Raw genomic sequence first — 17671 nt, forward strand, 5'->3', positions numbered from 1 at the left:
CCGGCGTGCAGTACTACGACGACGTCGCGGACGTGGCGCAGGGCTTCGGCCCGAGCGCCGTCACCATCGGCAAGTTCGACGGGGTCCACGTCGGACACCGCGCGGTGATCGCGCACCTCGAGCGTGCCGCCAGCGATCGCGGACTCGTCTCCACCGTGGTGACCTTCGACCGCCACCCGCTCAGCGTCATCGACCCCGACCGCGTGCCACCCGCGCTGACGAGCACCGCGCAGCGACGTGAGCTCCTCGAGGACATCGGGGTGGACGCGATGCTCCTGCTCCGCTTCGACCAGGACCTGCAGTCGCAGGCGCCCGAGGCGTTCGTCTCCGAGATCCTGGTCGGCACCCTGCACGCCGAGCTGGTCTTCGTCGGCAGCGACTTCCGCTTCGGTGCCCGCGGCGCCGGGGACGTCGACCTGCTGCGTCGACTGGGGGAGCAGCACGGCTTCCGTGTCGAGCTCATCGACGACGTCGACCTGCGCGACGACGTCCGCCCGTCCGACGAACGCCGCGTCTCCTCGACCTGGATCCGCGAACTGCTCGGCAACGGTCGCGTTGCCGAGGCCGCCCGCCTGCTCGGTCGCGAGCACGCGGTCCGGAGCACCGTGGTGCACGGGAACCAGCGTGGTCGTGCCATGGGGTACCCGACGGCGAACCTCGACCCGGCGTGCGAGGGGTTCGTCCCCGCGGACGGCGTCTACGCGGCCCGCGTGCTGCACGAGGGCACCGTGTACCCGGCAGCGGTGTCGGTGGGCAACAACCCGACGTTCCAGGGCGTCCCGGCGAAGCAGATCGAGGCGCACCTGCTCGACGTCGACATCGACCTGTACGGCGACACGATCTCGGTGCTGTTCGTCTCCTACGTGCGCGGCATGGTCGCGTTCTCGTCGATGGACGAGCTCGCGGCCCAGATGCGCCAGGACGACCTCGACATCCGTCTGCTGCTCGGGCTGCCCGCACCGGTCTGACGCCGTACTCGGGGCGGCCCGGCCGCGTGCGAGTCTCGGCCTGAGCGACGCCTCTCGCGCGTCCGAGCACGAGGACCGTCGCGCAGCCCGAGTCTCGGGCACACGGCACACGGCACACGGCACACGGCACGCAGCACACGGCACGCAGCACGACGCCCCGCGACCGATCGACGGTCGCGGGGCGTCCTCTGCGTGGTGCTCGTCAGCTCCCGAGTGCGTCGAGCCAGATCTTGCGGGCGTCCAGGGCCTCCTGCGCCTCCTTGATCTTGCGGGAGTCGCCGGAGGCCTGGGCGGCCTCGAGCTCGGCCTGGAGCTTGCCGATGGCGTCCTCGAGCTGGCTCGCGAGGCCGGTCTGCCGTGCCTTGCGCTCGGGGTCGGAGGCCTTCCAGTGCTGGTCCTCGAGGCTCCGCACGTGGTCCTCGACCGCACGCAGTCGGTCCTCGATCCGGCGGACGTCGCCACGCGGGACCTTGCCGATCTCGTCCCACCGGCGCTGGATGTCCGTCAGGGTGCGGCGGGCGGCGACACGGTCGGTCTGCTGCAGGAGCGGCTCGGCCTCGGTCAGCAGGGCCTGCTTCGCGACGAGGTTCGCGGAGAACTCCTCGTTCTCCACCGCGGTCTCGGCGTGGCGCTGCTCGAAGAGCACGTCGCCGGCGGCCTTGAACCGTGCCCAGAGCGCGTCGTCGTGGCGCTTCCCGGCGCGACCGGCACGCTTCCAGTCGTCGAGCAGCTCGCGGTACGCGGGGATGCCGTCCGACCCGCGGGTCGCGAGCGCCTCGGCCTGCTGCACGAGCTCCTGCTTGCGGTTCCGCGCGTCGCGGTGCTGTGCGTCGAGCTCGGAGTAGAAGGCGCGGCGGTGCTGGTCGACCGTCGAACGGGCGGCTCGGAAGCGCTTCCAGAGCTCGTTGGCCTCGTTCTTCGGCAGGCGGGGGCCGTCGTGCTGGTGCTGCTGCCAGCGGGCGAAGACGTCGTCGAGCTGCGCGGTGATCTGCTTCCACTGCGCGCGCGCCGGGTCGACGGCGGCGAGTGACTCGGCTTCCTCGACCAGGGAGGTGCGGTACGCCAGCGCGTCGGTGAGTGCCTGCTGTGCCTGTGCCTGCTGCTCCTTGGTGAGCGAGCCCACCTGCTCGGACAGGCTCGCGACGCGGTTCTCGAGCGACTTCAGGTCGCCGACCACACGGGCCTCGGCGACCTGCGTGCGCAGGTGCTCGACGGTCCGGGCGACGTCGGTCGCCGAGGCGCCGCGCTGGACGCGCTGCTCGGCGATCTTCACCTGCCCCTCGAGGTCGGCGTACTTGCGCGCGAAGTACGCGAGGGCCTCGTCCGGGGTGGCGTCCGGGTACTCGCCGACGGCCTTCTCGCCGTCGTCGTACCGGACGTACACCGTCCCGTTTTCGTCGACCCGGCCCCAGGTCGTTGCTTCGTCAGGTCCCACAGGTCTCGCCTCGATCGTGGTCGTGCATCACCGACGTCGCCGTCGGCACGGTCAGGTCGTCAGCCTATTGCACCGGAGGGTCCCGGGGGCCAGTCCGACGTCCGGGCTGTGGACGACCGGGTACTCGGTGCCGGGGCCGACCCGTCCGGTCAGTCGGCCTTGCGGATGGTCGCGCCGGTGATCGTCGTCGCGACCTTCGGCGCACCGGTGCCGTCCGAGCCCGCCGACGCGATGCCCTTCGAGGTGATCTCGCGCTCCAGGTCGTCGAGCCCGCTCGTGACCTTGCCGACGACGGTGTACCCGCCCGTCGAGCCGTCCAGGGTCGTGTCGCCGTAGACGATGAAGAACTGCGTCGACTGCGAGTACGGCGACGCACCACGCGCGATCGCGAGGGTGCCCTCGGCGTACCTGCCGTCGCTCGGGACGTTCTCGAGCGGGCCGTACTGGAACCCGGCGTCGCCCGTCCCGTCGCCGTTCGCGGACCCGCACTGCAGGAAGCGGAAGTCGGCGCTGTCGGCCAGGCGGTGGCAGGTGGTGCCCTCGTAGAACTGCTTGCGGATGAGGTCGATCTCGACGCTCGCCGCCTGCGGAGCGTCCTCGCCGTCGAGCTCGATGCCGAGCTCGACGCTCTTGTTCAGCGTCAGCGAGCCGGTCCAGGTCGCCCCGTCCGCGATGCCCTTGCTCGGCACCGTGCCGGTGTTGCCGGCCGTCGCACTCGCCGAAGGGGTCGGGGTGGACGTCGCACTCGCGCTCGCGTCCGGCGTGTCCCCGGCCTGCGACCCCGCGAAGGCGAGCTGCGACCCGGTGGCCAGCGCCGCGACCAGGAGGAGCACGCCCGTGCCGACGACGTTGTCCCGTACCCGCCGGCGTCGCTGCCGGTCGTGCACCCCCTGTCGGGCCTGGTAGAGACGGAGCCGCTCGCGCGCCTCGCGGTTGTCGCGCGCCTGGTTCTTCGGTGCCACGGTGCTGATCGGACCTCTCGTCGACTGTGCCGACGAGCGTAGCGGACCGAGGGGCACGGCCGGCCTGGAGGCACGCAGCACGTCGGCGGTCCGGCCTACGATCGGAGCATGGCAGCGGATCGATCGGGCATGCGCGCGCCCACGACGGGTGGTCGCGCGGGGTTGGCTCAGGGGTCCGTCCCGCTGGCGGTGCGGATGCGGCCGACGAGCCTGGACGAGGTCGCCGGGCAGCAGCACCTGCTCGGGCGGGGCAGCCCGCTGGTGCAGCTCGCCACCGGCACACGCGAGAACCCGGGCGGGGTGTCCGTGATCCTCTGGGGGCCGCCGGGCACCGGCAAGACGACCCTGGCGCAGGCGATCGCCCGGCAGTCCGGTCGCGAGTTCGTCGAGCTCTCGGCCGTGACCGCCGGCGTGAAGGACGTGCGCGAGGTCATGGAGAAGGCCCTCACGCACCGTGACCTCTACGGCTCGACCACCGTGCTGTTCCTCGACGAGATCCACCGGTTCAGCAAGGCCCAGCAGGACGCCCTGCTGCCGGGCGTCGAGAACGGGTGGGTGATCCTCATCGCCGCGACGACCGAGAACCCGTCGTTCTCCGTGATCTCGCCACTGCTCTCACGTTCCCTCCTCCTGACGCTCAAGCCACTGACCGACGAGGACCTCGGCATGCTCGTCGACCGGGCGGTCGAGGACCCGCGCGGACTGGGCGGCTCGGTCGTCCTCGGCGACGACGCACGGGCGGCGATCGTCCGACTGTCCTCCGGTGACGCCCGTCGAGCGCTCACCGCACTCGAGGCCGCCGCGTCCTCGGCGATCGCCGCGCGGGCCGACGACGCGCGCGACGCCGACGCCGACGACGCTGACCCCGACGAGGACACGGCCCTCGACGACCTGTCCCTCGGTGACGTCGAGACGGTGCCGCTGGTCGACGCCGACACGGTGGCTGCGGCGGTCGACCGGGCGCTGCTGCGGTACGACCGGCAGGGCGACGAGCACTACGACGTCATCAGCGCCTTCATCAAGTCCGTGCGGGGGAGCGACGTCGACGCCGCGCTGCACTACCTCGCGCGGATGATCGAGGCGGGCGAGGACCCGCGGTTCATCGCCCGACGCATCATCATCTCGGCGTCCGAGGACATCGGCATGGCCGATCCCCAGGCCCTGCCGATCGCCGTCGCGGCAGCGCAGGCGGTGCAGCTCATCGGGATGCCCGAGGGGCGCATCCCCCTGGCCGAGGCCGTGGTCTACCTCGCCACGGCCCCGAAGTCGAACGCGTCGTACAACGGCGTCAACGCGGCGGTCGCGGACGTCAAGGCCGGGCGGATGGGCGTCGTCCCGGTGCACCTCCGCGACGCGCACTACCCGGGGGCGAAGCGGCTCGGGCACGGCAAGGGGTACGTCTACTCGCACGACGCCGAGCACGGGGTCGCCCGCCAGCAGTACCTGCCCGACGCGCTCGAGGGCACGGAGTACTACACGCCGACCGGCAACGGGTACGAGCGTGAGGTCGGCCCCCGGCTCGAACGACTCCGGAAGATCACACGCGGCGAGTGAGCCCGGTGCTTCACCCAGGGTCCCGATGCTGCTATCGTTGACGGGCCTACGTCCTGGTCCTCGCGTGCGGCTGCGCCGAGGACAGAGTCCCACCCCGGTGGGACGGGGGCAGAGGTTCGGACTGTAGCCGTCCGATCCCACAGGCTCATCCCTCTGGATCCCGTCGCCGGGATCGACCACCCACGTGCGCTCGATGCCCGCGGTCGGTCGTGTGCCCGGCGAGTCATTCAGTTCAGACAGAGAAAAGGACCCTGTGTCTACCAAGTCACGCACCCGCAGCAAGACCCGCCTCTCGCGCGCGCTCGGCATCCCGCTGACGCCGAAGGCGGCCCGTTACCTCGAGAAGCGCCCCTACGGCCCCGGTGAGCACGGCCGCACCCGCCGTCGCGCGGACAGCGACTACGCCGTCCGTCTCCGTGAGAAGCAGCGTCTGCGCGCCCAGTACGGCATCCGCGAGAAGCAGCTCCGCATCGTCTTCGAAGAGGCCCGCAAGACGAAGGGCCTGACGGGTGAGAACCTCGTCGAGCTCCTCGAGCAGCGCCTCGACGCCCTCGTGCTGCGTGCCGGCTTCGCCCGCACCACCGCGCAGGCCCGTCAGCTGATCGTGCACCGTCACATCCTGGTCGACGGCAAGCTCGTCGACCGTCCGTCCTTCCGCGTGAAGGAGGGGCAGCTCATCCACGTGAAGCAGCGCTCCGAGTCCCTCGAGCCGTTCCAGGTCGCCGCCGCCGGTGGGCACCAGGAAGTCCTGCCGAAGGTCCCGGGCTACCTCGAGGTCGAGATCGACAAGCTCCAGGCCCGCCTGGTCCGTCGCCCGAAGCGCGCCGAGGTCCCCGTGACCTGTGAAGTGCAGCTCGTCGTCGAGTACTACGCAGCTCGCTGATCCACCGATCACACCCGAACGGCGGGTCGTCCTCTCAGGAGGACGGCCCGCCGTTCGGCGTCCCGGCTGCCCCGCGCCACTACACTCGTTCGGGCACGCACTGCTCGCGTGCGCGAGAGGGAGAGGCACCGTGAAGCAGCTGTTCTTCGTCGCCGTCGGCGTCGTCATCGGGTTCGCCGCCGCGCACCGGATCGCGAACACGCCGGGCGGCGCACGGCTCTTCGCGGACGTGAACGCGCGGACGAAGGCGTTCACCGACGCCGTGGCCGACGGGTACCGCTCCCGTGAGGCCGAACTCCGCACCGACGCCTGAGCGTCACCGAGTCCCAGCTCCCACGCACCCCCGCCGACCTGAATCAGGAAGCACCATGCAGACCGCAGAGATCCGCCGCCGTTGGCTCCAGTTCTTCGGCGACCGCGGACACACCGTCGTCCCGTCCGCGTCGCTCGTCTCGGACGACCCGTCGCTGCTCTTCACGGTCGCCGGCATGGTCCCGTTCATCCCGTACCTGACCGGGCTCGTCCCGGCTCCGTACCCGCGTGCGACGAGCGTGCAGAAGTGCATCCGCACGAACGACATCGAGGAGGTCGGCAAGACCCCTCGGCACGGCACGTTCTTCCAGATGAACGGCAACTTCTCGTTCGGGGACTACTTCAAGGAGCAGGCGATCCAGTACGCCTGGGAGTTCCTGACCACCCCGGAGGCAGACGGTGGCCTCGGCTTCTCCGCCGACGACCTGTGGGTCACGGTGTACGAGGACGACGACGAGGCGATCGCGTTCTGGAAGCAGCACTCGTCGCTGCCGGACGAGCGGATCCAGCGCCTCGGCAAGGACACCAACTACTGGTCGACCGGCCAGCCCGGTCCCGCGGGCCCCTGCTCGGAGATCTTCTTCGACCGTGGTCCGGAGTACGGCATCGACGGCGGACCCGCCACCGACGACGACCGCTACGTCGAGATCTGGAACCTGGTCTTCATGCAGTACCAGATCGCCGACGTGCGGTCGAAGTACGACTTCACGATCACGGGCGAACTGCCGAACAAGAACATCGACACCGGCATGGGGCTCGAGCGCGTCGCCTTCATCAAGCAGGGTGTCGACAACATGTACGAGATCGACCAGGTCCGCCCGGTCCTCGACGAGGCCGCCCGGATCTCCGGTCGCCGCTACGGCGCCGTGCACGAGGACGACGTCCGGATGCGCGTCATCGCCGACCACGTCCGTTCCTCGCTCATGCTCGTCACGGACGGTGTGACGCCGTCGAACGAGGGTCGCGGCTACATCCTGCGCCGACTGCTCCGTCGCACCGTGCGGGCCATGCGCCTGCTCGGTGTCGAGGGCGCGACCTTCCCGCAGCTCTTCCCGGCCTCGCGCGACGCCATGCAGGAGGCCTACCCGGAGGTCGCGAGCGACTTCGACCGCATCGCCCGGATCGCCTACGCCGAGGAGGAGACGTTCCTCCGGACGCTGGCGCAGGGCACCACGATCCTCGACGTCGCGGTCGAGCGCGCGAAGCAGGACGGCGCCCCCTCGATCGGCGGCGACACCGCGTTCCTCCTCCACGACACGTTCGGCTTCCCGATCGACCTGACGATGGAGATGGCGGACGAGGCCGGCGTCCAGGTCGACCGCGGGGCGTTCGAGACCCTGATGTCGGAGCAGCGTGCCCGTGCCAAGGCCGACGCGAAGAGCAAGAAGACCGCCCTCGCCGACCTCAGCGTCTACAGCGCCTTCCGCGCGAAGGGCGAGACGGTCTTCCTGGGCTACGACGCGCTCGAGGCCGAGTCCGCCGTGCTCGGCATCATCGTGGGCGGCGTCAGTGTCGACCGCGCCGTCGCCGGCGACATCGCCGAGGTGATCCTCGGTGAGACGTCCCTGTACGCCGAGTCCGGTGGCCAGGACGCCGACCAGGGCTCGATCGTCGGCAACGGCTTCGACCTCGAGGTGCTCGACGTGCAGCGCCCGGTCGCCGGCCTCTGGAGCCACACGGTCCAGGTCCGTTCCGGCGAGGTCGGTGTCGGCGACCCCGCGACGACGGTCGTCGACGCCGAGTACCGCCGTGGGGCGACCCAGGCGCACTCCGCGACGCACCTCGTGAACGCGGCGCTCCGCGACGTGCTCGGCCCGGAGGCCCTGCAGGCCGGCTCGTACAACAAGTCCGGCTACATGCGTCTCGACTTCTCGTGGTCGCAGCCGGTCTCCGGCGCCACCCGGTCCGAGATCGAGGAGGTCGTGAACGCCGCGATCCGCTCCGACCTCGCGGTGCAGACCCGCGTGCTCCCGCTCGACGAGGCCAAGGCGCTCGGCGCACAGGCGCTGTTCGGCGAGAAGTACGGCAGCGAGGTCCGCATGGTCGACATCGGCGGCCCGTGGTCGCGCGAGCTCTGCGGTGGCACGCACGTGGCGTCCAGCGCGCAGGTCGGCCTCGTCAACCTGGTGGGGGAGTCGAGCGTCGGGTCGACCAACCGCCGCGTCGAGGCCCTCGTCGGCCTCGAGGGCTTCCGCGACCTCGCCGTCGAGCGGACGATCGTCTCGCAGCTCTCGAGCGCGCTCAAGGCGCCCCGCGAGGACCTGCCGACCCGCGTGCAGGGGCTCATGGAGGACCTCCGCACCGCGCAGAAGCGGATCGCCGAGTTCGAGTCGGCGAACCTGCAGCAGCGGGTGCCGTCGATCGCGCGGCAGGCCGAGACCGTCGGCGCCGTGACGGTGGTCGCCGAGACGGTCGACGGGCTGCAGTCCGGCGACGACCTGCGCTCCCTGGCGACCGGCGTCCGTGGTCAGCTCGGTGACGGCGCCGCGGTCGTGGTCCTCGGTGCGGTGATCACCGGCAAGCCCGTGGTGATCGTGGCGACGAACGACGCTGCGCGGGCGGCCGGGGTGCAGGCGGGCCCCCTCGCCAAGGAGGCGGCCGGCGTGCTCGGTGGTGGCGGCGGCGGCAAGCCCGACCTCGCCCAGGGTGGCGGCACCGATGCGGCGGCGTTGCCCGCGGCACTGCGCGCCGTGACCGCGCGACTGGCGGGCTGAGCGTGCCGATCCGTCCGGGGCGTCGTCTCGGGGTCGACGTCGGCAAGGCCCGCATCGGTGTCGCCGTGTGCGACCGGGACGGGCTGCTGGCCACGCCGGTCGAGACGGTGCCCCGGGCGCAGGCGACCGACGTGCGCCGGATCGTCGAGCTCGCCGACGAGTACGACGTGCTCGAGATCGTCGTCGGGCTGCCCCTGTCGATGTCCGGCGACGACACCGCGTCGACCGCGGACGCCAGGGGGTTCGCGGAGCTGCTCGCCGAGCACCGGCCGGTACGGCTGGTCGACGAGCGCTTGTCCACGGTGACGGCGCAGCGCGGGTTGCACCAGGCCGGGAGGAACACGAAGAAGTCCCGGGCCGTGATCGATCAAGCGGCCGCTGTTATCATCCTGCAACACGCGCTCGACCACGAGCGTGCGTCCAGCGCCGCTCCCGGCGCAACGCTTCCCTGACCGACCGGCCCCGGGACGGGTCGGGAGACCGTCGTTCCCGGACCGACGGGGCCCAGGTGGAGCCCCCGACCCGAGAGACCGAGGATCCCTTGGCAGACGACCTGGACTGGGACGCCATCATCGCGCCCGGCGACGACGCCGGGCGGCGACGTGGCACCGCCGAACCCGCCGCCGAGCCCGACCGACCGATGTCCCGGCGGGAGGCCCGCGCCGCCGAGGCGGCAGGGTCCGAACGCGGACGCCGGGGCCCCGCACCGGCGGAGGACACCGACGGCGGTGCGGCCGCAGCGGGTCCCGACGCGCGTGGTCCGGCGTCGCAGCCGGCGACGGTGCGACCCTCCTCTCCGGCGGACGCACCGGTCGCGAGATCGGACGACGAGCTGCACCCCGACGTCCGGGCGCTGCTGACCGGAGAACTCAGGGCGCCAGACGCCCAGGCCGTCCGCGATGCCCGTGCCGGATCCCGGTCGGGCCGGAGCGCGCGCGCCGCGAGCGACTCCGACGGACCGGACGCAGCCGCAGCCGCAGCCGCCGCCGGGGGCGGAGCTGCCGGGGGCGACCACGGGGCCGGCGGTACCGGAGACGGACGCGGGCGGAGTGGCGGAGGCGGAGGAGCCTCCCGGCCGCCGCGCGAGCCGCGACCGAAGCGGCGTCGAGGGCCGCTGATCGCCGGCATCGTGATCGTCGCCCTCGTCCTGGTCGGTGGCGTCGGTGCGTACGCGTTCGCCGCGCCCAAGGTGCAGCAGCTGATCAGCGCCGTCGGCGGTTCCAGCGAGCCCGACGACTACACGGGCGACGGGACGAGCAAGGTCACCGTGACCATCAAGCAGGGCGACATCGGCGAGGACGTCGCGAAGACCCTGCAGCGCAGCGGGGTCGTGAAGAGCTCGAAGGTCTTCTACAAGCTGCTGCTGACCTCGCCGGACGTCTCGTTCCAGCCGGGGTCGTACGAGCTGAAGAAGGAGATGAGCTCGAAGGCCGCCCTCGCCGCGCTCAAGGACTCCGGCAACCGCGTCCAGGCCTCGATCGTGATCCCGGAGGGGACCGCGCTGCAGGACATCGAGGCGGGAATGGTCTCGAAGGCGGGGCTGTCCGAGGCCGAGGTGAGCGCAGCCGCGAAGGACGTGCAGGCCTACGGGCTCCCCGCGGGCGCGACGACGCTCGAGGGGTGGCTCTTCCCGGCGACGTACCCGATCAACCCCGGGTGGACCGCGAAGCAGTACTTCCAGTCGATGGTCGACACCATGAAGGAGCACCTGGCCGCCGCCGGGGTCGCCGAGGCCGACCAGGAGCGGGTGGTCGTCTTCGCCTCGCTCGTGCAGAAGGAGGCGGGCCTCGCCGCCGACTACCCGAAGGTCGCCCGGGTGTTCCAGAACCGGCTCGACATCGACATGCCGCTGCAGTCGGACGCGACCGTCGCCTACGGGACGGGCAACACGCACAAGGTGACCACGACCGACGCCGAACGCGCCGACGCCGGGAACCCGTACAACACCTACGTGCACAAGGGGCTGCCCCCGGCACCGATCTCGAACCCGGGCGACGTCGCGATCAAGGCCGTCACGAACATGGCCGACGGCAAGTGGCTCTACTTCGTGACGGTCGACCTGGACACGGGCGAGACCGTCTTCTCGGACACGTACGCGGAGCACCAGGTGGCCGTGAAGCAGTTCCAGGCCTGGCTCCGGGCGCACCCCGAGTACCAGTAGTGCCCGCAGGGTCCGGTCGCGTCGCACGACCGGACCCTGTGGGAGGATGGTCGACATGCTTCGTTGGTTGACCGCTGGTGAGTCCCACGGACCCGAACTCATCGCGATGCTCGAGGGCCTGCCCGCGGGCGTCCCGGTGTCGTTCGAGTCCATCCGCACCGACCTCGCGCGACGGAAGCTCGGCTACGGACGCGGGTCGCGGATGAAGTTCGAGCAGGACGAGCTCCACGTCTCCGGTGGCGTGCGCCACGGCTCCTCGCTCGGCAGCCCCATCGCGATCCGCATCGGCAACACCGAGTGGCCCAAGTGGGTCGAGGTGATGAACCCCGAGCCCGTCGAGTCGACCGAGATGTCCCGCGGCCGCAGCGCCCCCCTGACCCGGCCGCGCCCCGGCCACGCCGACCTGGTCGGCATGCAGAAGTACGGCTTCGACGAGGCACGACCGATCCTCGAGCGTGCGTCCGCCCGCGAGACCGCGGCGCGGGTCGCACTCGGTGCGGTCGCCAAGTCCTTCCTGGCCGAGCTGGGCATCCGCTCGGTCGCCCACACCCTGCAGGTCGGCACCGTCCGCGTGCCCGACGGCACGCCGCTGCCCCTGCCCGACGACGTCGACCGCCTGGACGAGGACCAGCTCCGCTGCGCGGACCCGGAGACCTCCGCACGGATGGTCACCGAGGTCGAGGCGGCGAAGAAGGACGGGGACACCCTCGGTGGGGTCGTCGAGGTGCTGTTCTACGGTGTCCCGCCCGGGCTCGGCTCGCACGTGCACTGGGACCGTCGACTCGACGCCCGACTCGCCGCGGCGATCATGGGCATCCAGGCGATCAAGGGCGTCGAGGTCGGCGACGGGTTCGCCACCGCAGCACGCCGCGGGTCCGAGGCGCACGACGAGCTGTACCGCGAGGACGGCGAGATCGTCCGGACGAGCGACCGCGCCGGCGGGACCGAGGGCGGCATGTCCACCGGGACCGTCCTCCGCGTCCGTGCGGGCATGAAGCCGATCGCGACCGTCCCGCACGCCTTGCACACCATCGACGTCGCCACCGGCGAGGACGCCGCCGCCCACCACCAGCGCAGCGACGTCTGCGCGGTGCCGGCCTCCGGTGTCGTGGCCGAGGCGATGGTCGCGCTCGTGCTGGCCGATGCCGTGCTGGAGAAGTTCGGCGGCGACAGCCTGACCGAGACGAAGCGCAACCTCGACGCCTACCTCGCGGCACTGCCGGAGACCCTGCGTTCCCGCCGGACCGACGGCGCAGCGTCCCAGGCGGCCGGGTCGCACGCGGCCGAGTCCACGTCGGTCCGGTGACCGGCGCCGACGCGTCGACCACCGGGGCAGTCCCGGGAACCGACGTGCCGGTCGTCGTGATCGGACCGATGGGTGCCGGCAAGTCGAGCGTCGGCAAGCGCGTCGCCAAGGCGCTCGGTGTGCCGTTCACCGACACCGACCGGGTCATCGCACGAGCACACGGACCGATCCCGGGCATCTTCGCCGACCGTGGTGAACCGGCGTTCCGCGAGCTCGAGGCCGAGGCGGTGCGTGCGGCCGTCGCGACCGGCGGCGTCGTCTCGGTCGGCGGAGGCGCCGTGACGCACCCGGACACGCGGGCGGCCCTGCGCGGTTCGCGCATCGTGCTGCTCACGGTGTCACCCGAGGCCGTCGCGGCGCGGATCGCCGGGAGCGACCGACCGCTCCTGGCGCAGGGAGGGATCGATGCGTGGCAGACCATCGCCGACGAGCGGGCAGCGACCTACGCCGAGCTCGCGCACGCGACGTTCGACACCTCGCGACGCCCGATGTCGCACGTCGTCCGCGACGTCGTCGCGTGGGTGACCGAGCAGCAGACCGGCTCCGACGAGGGGCGCACCGGCTCCGACGAGGGGCGCACCGGCTCCGACGAGGGGCGCACCGGCTCCGACCAGGAGCACACCACCGGAGGGACACCGTGACCGCGTCGAACCTGCCCGAGGGCACCACCGAGATCCGGGTCGGCGGCGAGGGCGGCTCCCTCGTCGTGGTCGGCAACGACCTGTTCGGCTCGGTCCCGTCGCTGCTCGGCCAGCGGGTGGCGAAGGTGCTCATCGTGCACGCGCCGACCCTCGGTGCCCGGGCGAACGAGCTCCGCACCGTCCTCGTCGACGCCGGGCTCGACGCCCTGATCGCCGAGGTCCCCGATGCCGAGGCTGCCAAGCGCATCGAGGTCGCCGCGTTCTGCTGGCAGGTCATGGGCCAGGCGGACTTCACCCGCACCGACGCCGTCATCGGCCTCGGCGGGGGAGCCGTCACCGACCTCGCCGGGTTCGTCGCGGCGACCTGGCTCCGGGGCGTGCCGTTCCTGGCGATGCCGACGAGCGTGCTCGGACTGGTCGACGCGAGCGTCGGCGGGAAGACCGGCATCAACACCAACGAGGGCAAGAACCTGGTCGGGGCCTTCCACCACCCGCGCGCGGTGGTCGCCGATCTCGACCTCGTCCGGACGCTGCCACGCAACGACGTGCTCACCGGGTTCGCCGAGATCGTCAAGGCGGGCTTCATCGCGGTGCCCGAGATCCTGGACGTGATCGAGGCCGACGTCGACCGCGTCACCGACCCGACGACGCCGGAGTTCCGCCGCGTCGTCGAGCTCGCGATCGCGCTCAAGGCCGAGGTCGTCTCCGAGGACTTCACCGAGCAGGGGCGCCGGGAGGTGCTGAACTACGGGCACACCCTCGGGCACGCGATCGAGCACGCCGAGCGCTACCAGTGGCGGCACGGCGCGGCGGTGTCGGTCGGCATGGTGTTCGCCGCCGAACTCGCGCGGCTGACGGGACACCTGGACGACGCGACCGTCGACCGGCACCGGTCGATCCTCGAGTCGCTGGAGCTGCCGACGAGCTACGGACTCGGACGGTGGGAGGGCCTGCTCGCCACCATGCGTCGTGACAAGAAGGCGCGTGCGGGCATGCTCCGGTTCATCATCCTCGACGGGGTCGGCAAGCCCGTCACCCTCGAGGGCCCGGAGGACCACCTGCTCTTCACCGCCTACCAGGAGGTCGGCGTCTAGCCGGTCCGTACGCCGCGGTCAGCGGAGCTTGCGGCACGTTCGACGCCACCACCACTTCACGCGGAGCGAGACGGTGAGGACATCGGTACGCTTCCACTCCCGGAACTCGTCGACCGTTGCTCCGTTCACCCACGCGTAGTACTGCTCCCGCCCGTCGACGTCGAGATCCGGTGCGTCAGGGAGTGGTCTCCGGAGCGGCATCTGATCCGGTCCTTCCGTCGGTGGTCGTCATGGTGTCATCGGGCTGAGCTTCGGCCGCGACGATGCGACGCAGCGCCTGCGTGGCCAGCCGCCGGTCCGGTTCGGACCACCACGCTACGTCTTCGAGCGCCACGAGCACACGTTTCGAGATGTCGTACTCCGGGCTGTCCCGTCGCCGAGCGAGCGCCCAGACCAAGCGCGACCAGGCATGGTCACGGTCCGCGGTGCGTCGTGCCTGGAAGGCGCCGAACCAGCTGACGACCGCAGCGGCGATCGACGCCGTCGCAGCGATCGCCGCGGTCATGCGTGCAGTGTCCATGTGACGAGGGTCGTGCAGTGGACCCGACCGTACGTGGGTGGTGCGCCGACCTGTGGACGGTGCGTCGCGCCTCCCGGCTGTGCAGGAGCGGGGCAGGCCCGCAGGGCCGGGGAGCAGACTGGTCCGGTGCCCACCCCGCCCCGCCTGAGCGACCTCGGCCAGCAGGACGTCGCCGTCGGCAGCCTGCGTTCCCGTGCCCGACGCTTCGCCGAGCTGCTGTCGATCGCCCGCCGCCACGAGCTCCTGCCCTTCCGACGGCTCGACTTCACGCGTGAGCCGGAGACGTCGGACCTGCGGCGACGGCAGGCCGAGCACCTGCGTCGCGCCCTCGAGGAGGCGGGCGGTGGGTTCGTGAAGATGGGACAGCTGCTGTCGACCCGCGACGACCTGCTGCCCGACGAGTGGACCGAGGGCCTCGCACACCTGCAGCGGAGCGTCCGTCCCGCCGACGCCGCAGAGGTCGCGGCGCTCCTCGAGGAGGAGCTGGGCGCATCCGTCGACGAGGTGTTCGCGTCCTTCGACGCCGAACCGGTCGCCGCGGCCTCGATCGCGCAGGTGCACCGCGCGACCCTGCTCGACGGAACGGTCGTCGCCGTCAAGGTCCAGCGCCCCGGCATCGACACCGCGGTCCGTCGCGACGTCGACATCGCGCTGCGGGTGGTCCGGTTCCTCGCGCGCACGAGCACCGAGGCCCGCCAGGTCGGGGTCGCCGACGTCGCACAGCAGTACGCCGACGACCTGGTGCGTCAGGTGGACTTCACCTCGGAGATGCGGAACCTGACCGCGCTGCGTGCCGCGCAGGCCAGGAGCGCCCGGCCGGACGCGGTCGCCTACCCGGAGCCGTACCGGGACCTCTCCGGCCGTCGGGTGATGGTGATGGAGTTCCTCGACGGCGAGACGCTCAGCGCGTTGCGTGCCGCGGGGAGCGGCCAGGACCTCGACACGCCGATGCGCGCCGTGCTCGACGCCTTCCTCCGGCAGATCGTCTTCGACGGGATCTACCACGCCGACCTGCACCCGGGGAACGTCGTGCTGCTGCCGGACGGGCGTCCGGCCCTCATCGACTTCGGGTCCGTCGGCCGACTCGACCCGGGCCTGCGGAGCACCGTGCAGGACCTGCTCGCCGGCTACATCCAGGACGACACGGAGCGGATCGCCGACGCGGTGATGCGGATGGCACCGGTACGCGACGCCGAGGACGAACCCGACTTCCGCCGGGACATCGCGGCGTTCGTCGCGGACGAGCTCGGCCCAGGTGCCCGGATCGGCGTCGAGACCGTCGACGACGCCGTCGCCGTGTTCGGGCGCTACCGGCTCAAGCCACCACCGGACTTCGTCGCCGCCGCCCGAGCGCTCGCGATCTTCGAGGGGACCCTCCGCAGCCTCGCGCCGTCGTTCGACCTGCTCGAGGAGTCGCGCGATCTCGCGCGGCAGCAGATCCGCGACCAGCTGCGGCCGCGGGCCGTGCGCGACCTCGCCGTCCGCGAGCTCTTCGGGGTGGTGTCGGCCGCACGGAAGCTGCCCCGACGGGTCGACCGCATCACCGAGGCGCTCGAGACGGGCAAGCTCGCGGTGAACATCCGGCTGTTCTCGGACCGCCGCGACCGTGAGGTGGTCTCCGGCCTGGTGCGGCGCGTGCTGCTCGTGCTGCTCGGCGCCGGTGCCGGCGTGCTGGCGATCGTGTACCTCGCGTCGCCGGCGAGGCCGACGGCGGTGCTCTCCACCGGGGAGGCCGGGGGGATCCTGGGCGGTACCGCCGTGGTGCTGCTGGTCTGGGCGGCGATCGACGCGTGGCGGGCGCGGCGGAGGCGGTGAGCCGCGACCGAGCGGCGGTCGCCCACGGCGGCGACCACCGGCCCGGCGGTCCTCGTCCGCTACACTCGTCGGGGCGTCGGCGCGGGCACTCTCCGTCGTCGCCGGGACCGGACGAACGTCCGGGAGACCTTCACAACACCATCGAACGGAAGACCCATGGCGAGTACCACTGACATCAAGAACGGCGCCGTTCTCATCATCGACGGGCAGCTCTGGTCGGTCGTCGAGTTCCAGCACGTCAAGCCGGGCAAGGGCGGCGCCTTCGTCCGCACCAAGCTCAAGAACGTCGTCTCGGGCAAGGTCGTCGACCGCACGTTCAACGCCGGCGCGAAGATCGACACCGCGACCGTGGACCGCCGCGACTACCAGTACCTGTACCAGGACGGCGAGTCGTACGTCTTCATGGACACCGACACCTACGACCAGGTCCCCGTGTCGGAGACCGTCGTCGGCGACGCCAAGAACTACCTGCTCGAGTCCGCCATGGTCACCATCGCGATGAACGAGGGCAACCCGCTCTACATCGAGCTCCCGACGTCGATCGTCACCGAGGTCGAGACCGAGCCGGGCCTGCAGGGCGACCGTTCCTCGGGCGGCACGAAGGACGCGACCATCATCGCGACCGGCCACCGCATCCAGGTCCCGCTCTACCTGGAGAACGGCACCACCGTGAAGATCGACACGCGCGACGGCAGCTTCCTCGGCCGCGTCAACAACTAGGCGCTCGCTCCATGAGTGCTCGTTCGAAGGCCCGCAAGCGCGCCCTCGACATGCTGTACGTCGCCGAGGTGCGTGAGCTCCCGATCGCGGACGTCCTGGCCACCGAGACGGTGCGGCACCTCGACCAGCCCGAGCGGGCGTCGAGCTGGGACTACGCCCGTCAGATCGTCACCGGCGTCGACGACGACCGCTCGGCGATCGACAAGGTGATCGTCGAGCACGCGCAGGGCTGGTCCATCGCCCGCATGCCCGTGCTCGACCGCTGCATCCTGCGGATGGGTGTCTGGGAACTCCGGTACAACCCGGAGGTCCCGGACGCGGTCGCCATCGCCGAGGCCGTCGAGCTCGCGCAGTCGCTCTCGACGGACGACTCGGCCGGCTTCGTGAACGGCGTGCTCGGCGCCGTCGCCGGCGGCCGTGCACCGTCCGGTCGCACTGCCGAGCAGGGCTCCGCACCGTCCGGTCGGACTGCCGAGCAGGGCGCCGCACCGTCCGGTCGGACTGTCGCGGGGGACGAGGAGTCCGAGTAGGGTTGTCCACGTCAGCGTCCTTTAAGTCCGTCCGGTGAGGCGGGGAAGGAGGTCGG

Annotated in this window: 16 protein-coding genes; 13 read left to right on the plus strand and 3 right to left on the minus strand. The window is 71.6% G+C overall.

The features are described 5' to 3' along the window. The first annotated feature begins 5 nt into the window (after window positions 1-5). Window positions 6-968: a bifunctional riboflavin kinase/FAD synthetase gene (locus tag ABIC52_RS01050; protein ID WP_126892042.1), complete on the plus strand. Its 963-nt coding sequence runs from the start codon at window positions 6-8 to the stop codon at window positions 966-968. Between the two features lie 202 nt (window positions 969-1170). Here ABIC52_RS01050 and ABIC52_RS01055 read toward each other — a convergent pair whose 3' ends face one another. Beyond that, the gene (locus ABIC52_RS01055) at window positions 1171-2403 is read right to left on the minus strand and encodes a DUF349 domain-containing protein (protein WP_354026402.1); all 1233 of its coding nucleotides are present in this window, start codon (window positions 2401-2403) and stop codon (window positions 1171-1173) included. Window positions 2404-2552: 149 nt separating this feature from the next. Then, the gene (locus ABIC52_RS01060; RefSeq protein ID WP_209677268.1) at window positions 2553-3365 is read right to left on the minus strand and encodes a peptidylprolyl isomerase; all 813 of its coding nucleotides are present in this window, start codon (window positions 3363-3365) and stop codon (window positions 2553-2555) included. 129 nt (window positions 3366-3494) lie between these two features. Between ABIC52_RS01060 and ABIC52_RS01065 the strand changes: the two genes are divergently transcribed. The 9 genes from ABIC52_RS01065 (at window position 3495) to aroB (ending at window position 14030) form a co-directional block, all read left to right on the plus strand. Next, on the plus strand, window positions 3495-4919 hold the full coding sequence (locus tag ABIC52_RS01065; protein ID WP_126892048.1) for a replication-associated recombination protein A: 1425 nt from the start codon (window positions 3495-3497) through the stop codon (window positions 4917-4919). A 253-nt stretch (window positions 4920-5172) separates the two neighbouring features. Beyond that, window positions 5173-5802, plus strand: a complete 630-nt coding sequence (gene rpsD / locus ABIC52_RS01070) for a 30S ribosomal protein S4 (RefSeq protein WP_058726527.1) — start codon at window positions 5173-5175, stop codon at window positions 5800-5802. A 130-nt stretch (window positions 5803-5932) separates the two neighbouring features. Continuing rightward, a complete protein-coding gene (locus tag ABIC52_RS01075; protein ID WP_066654557.1) occupies window positions 5933-6115 on the plus strand; it encodes a hypothetical protein in 183 nt (60 codons plus the stop codon). Window positions 6116-6170: 55 nt separating this feature from the next. Beyond that, complete coding sequence (alaS, locus tag ABIC52_RS01080; RefSeq protein WP_126892044.1) at window positions 6171-8828, plus strand: alanine--tRNA ligase; 2658 nt, start codon at window positions 6171-6173, stop codon at window positions 8826-8828. A gap of 8 nt (window positions 8829-8836) precedes the next feature. Further along, complete coding sequence (gene ruvX, locus ABIC52_RS01085) at window positions 8837-9280, plus strand: Holliday junction resolvase RuvX (RefSeq protein ID WP_174234742.1); 444 nt, start codon at window positions 8837-8839, stop codon at window positions 9278-9280. 677 nt (window positions 9281-9957) lie between these two features. Next, the gene (gene mltG / locus ABIC52_RS01090; protein ID WP_354026403.1) at window positions 9958-10989 is read left to right on the plus strand and encodes an endolytic transglycosylase MltG; all 1032 of its coding nucleotides are present in this window, start codon (window positions 9958-9960) and stop codon (window positions 10987-10989) included. A gap of 55 nt (window positions 10990-11044) precedes the next feature. Then, window positions 11045-12295 (plus strand): chorismate synthase, encoded by a 1251-nt coding sequence (aroC, locus tag ABIC52_RS01095; protein WP_209823565.1) that lies wholly within the window; start codon window positions 11045-11047, stop codon window positions 12293-12295. 68 nt (window positions 12296-12363) lie between these two features. Continuing rightward, window positions 12364-12936 (plus strand): shikimate kinase, encoded by a 573-nt coding sequence (locus ABIC52_RS01100; protein ID WP_209677524.1) that lies wholly within the window; start codon window positions 12364-12366, stop codon window positions 12934-12936. 11 nt (window positions 12937-12947) lie between these two features. Then, a complete protein-coding gene (gene aroB, locus ABIC52_RS01105) occupies window positions 12948-14030 on the plus strand; it encodes a 3-dehydroquinate synthase (protein ID WP_126890813.1) in 1083 nt (360 codons plus the stop codon). Window positions 14031-14205: 175 nt separating this feature from the next. Here aroB and ABIC52_RS01110 read toward each other — a convergent pair whose 3' ends face one another. Further along, window positions 14206-14550 carry a hypothetical protein gene (locus ABIC52_RS01110; RefSeq protein ID WP_161972601.1) on the minus strand — a complete coding sequence of 115 codons (345 nt, stop codon included), beginning with the start codon at window positions 14548-14550 and terminating at the stop codon, window positions 14206-14208. 126 nt (window positions 14551-14676) lie between these two features. On the opposite strand from ABIC52_RS01110, the gene ABIC52_RS01115 reads away from it, so the two are divergent. The 3 genes from ABIC52_RS01115 (at window position 14677) to nusB (ending at window position 17615) form a co-directional block, all read left to right on the plus strand. Next, window positions 14677-16365, plus strand: a complete 1689-nt coding sequence (locus ABIC52_RS01115) for an ABC1 kinase family protein (protein ID WP_209677255.1) — start codon at window positions 14677-14679, stop codon at window positions 16363-16365. 156 nt (window positions 16366-16521) lie between these two features. After that, on the plus strand, window positions 16522-17085 hold the full coding sequence (efp, locus tag ABIC52_RS01120) for an elongation factor P (protein WP_058729119.1): 564 nt from the start codon (window positions 16522-16524) through the stop codon (window positions 17083-17085). A gap of 11 nt (window positions 17086-17096) precedes the next feature. Continuing rightward, window positions 17097-17615, plus strand: coding sequence for a transcription antitermination factor NusB (nusB, locus tag ABIC52_RS01125; RefSeq protein WP_435526049.1), 519 nt, complete (start codon window positions 17097-17099; stop codon window positions 17613-17615). Window positions 17616-17671: the final 56 nt, after the last annotated feature.

The organism is Curtobacterium oceanosedimentum, assembly GCF_040545555.1.
In the GTDB taxonomy this organism is placed as follows: Bacteria; Actinomycetota; Actinomycetes; order Actinomycetales; family Microbacteriaceae; genus Curtobacterium.

Excerpts from the sequence above, each read along its gene's own strand:
- aroC (WP_209823565.1), top strand. The coding sequence starts at position 11,045 with ATGCTTCGTTGGTTGACCGCTGGTGAGTCCCACGGACCCGAACTCATC.
- nusB (WP_435526049.1), top strand. The coding sequence starts at position 17,097 with ATGAGTGCTCGTTCGAAGGCCCGCAAGCGCGCCCTCGACATGCTGTAC.
- ABIC52_RS01065 (WP_126892048.1), top strand. The coding sequence starts at position 3,495 with ATGCGCGCGCCCACGACGGGTGGTCGCGCGGGGTTGGCTCAGGGGTCC.
- ABIC52_RS01100 (WP_209677524.1), top strand. The coding sequence starts at position 12,364 with ATGGGTGCCGGCAAGTCGAGCGTCGGCAAGCGCGTCGCCAAGGCGCTC.
- ABIC52_RS01110 (WP_161972601.1), bottom strand. The coding sequence starts at position 14,550 with ATGGACACTGCACGCATGACCGCGGCGATCGCTGCGACGGCGTCGATC.
- alaS (WP_126892044.1), top strand. The coding sequence starts at position 6,171 with ATGCAGACCGCAGAGATCCGCCGCCGTTGGCTCCAGTTCTTCGGCGAC.
- efp (WP_058729119.1), top strand. The coding sequence starts at position 16,522 with ATGGCGAGTACCACTGACATCAAGAACGGCGCCGTTCTCATCATCGAC.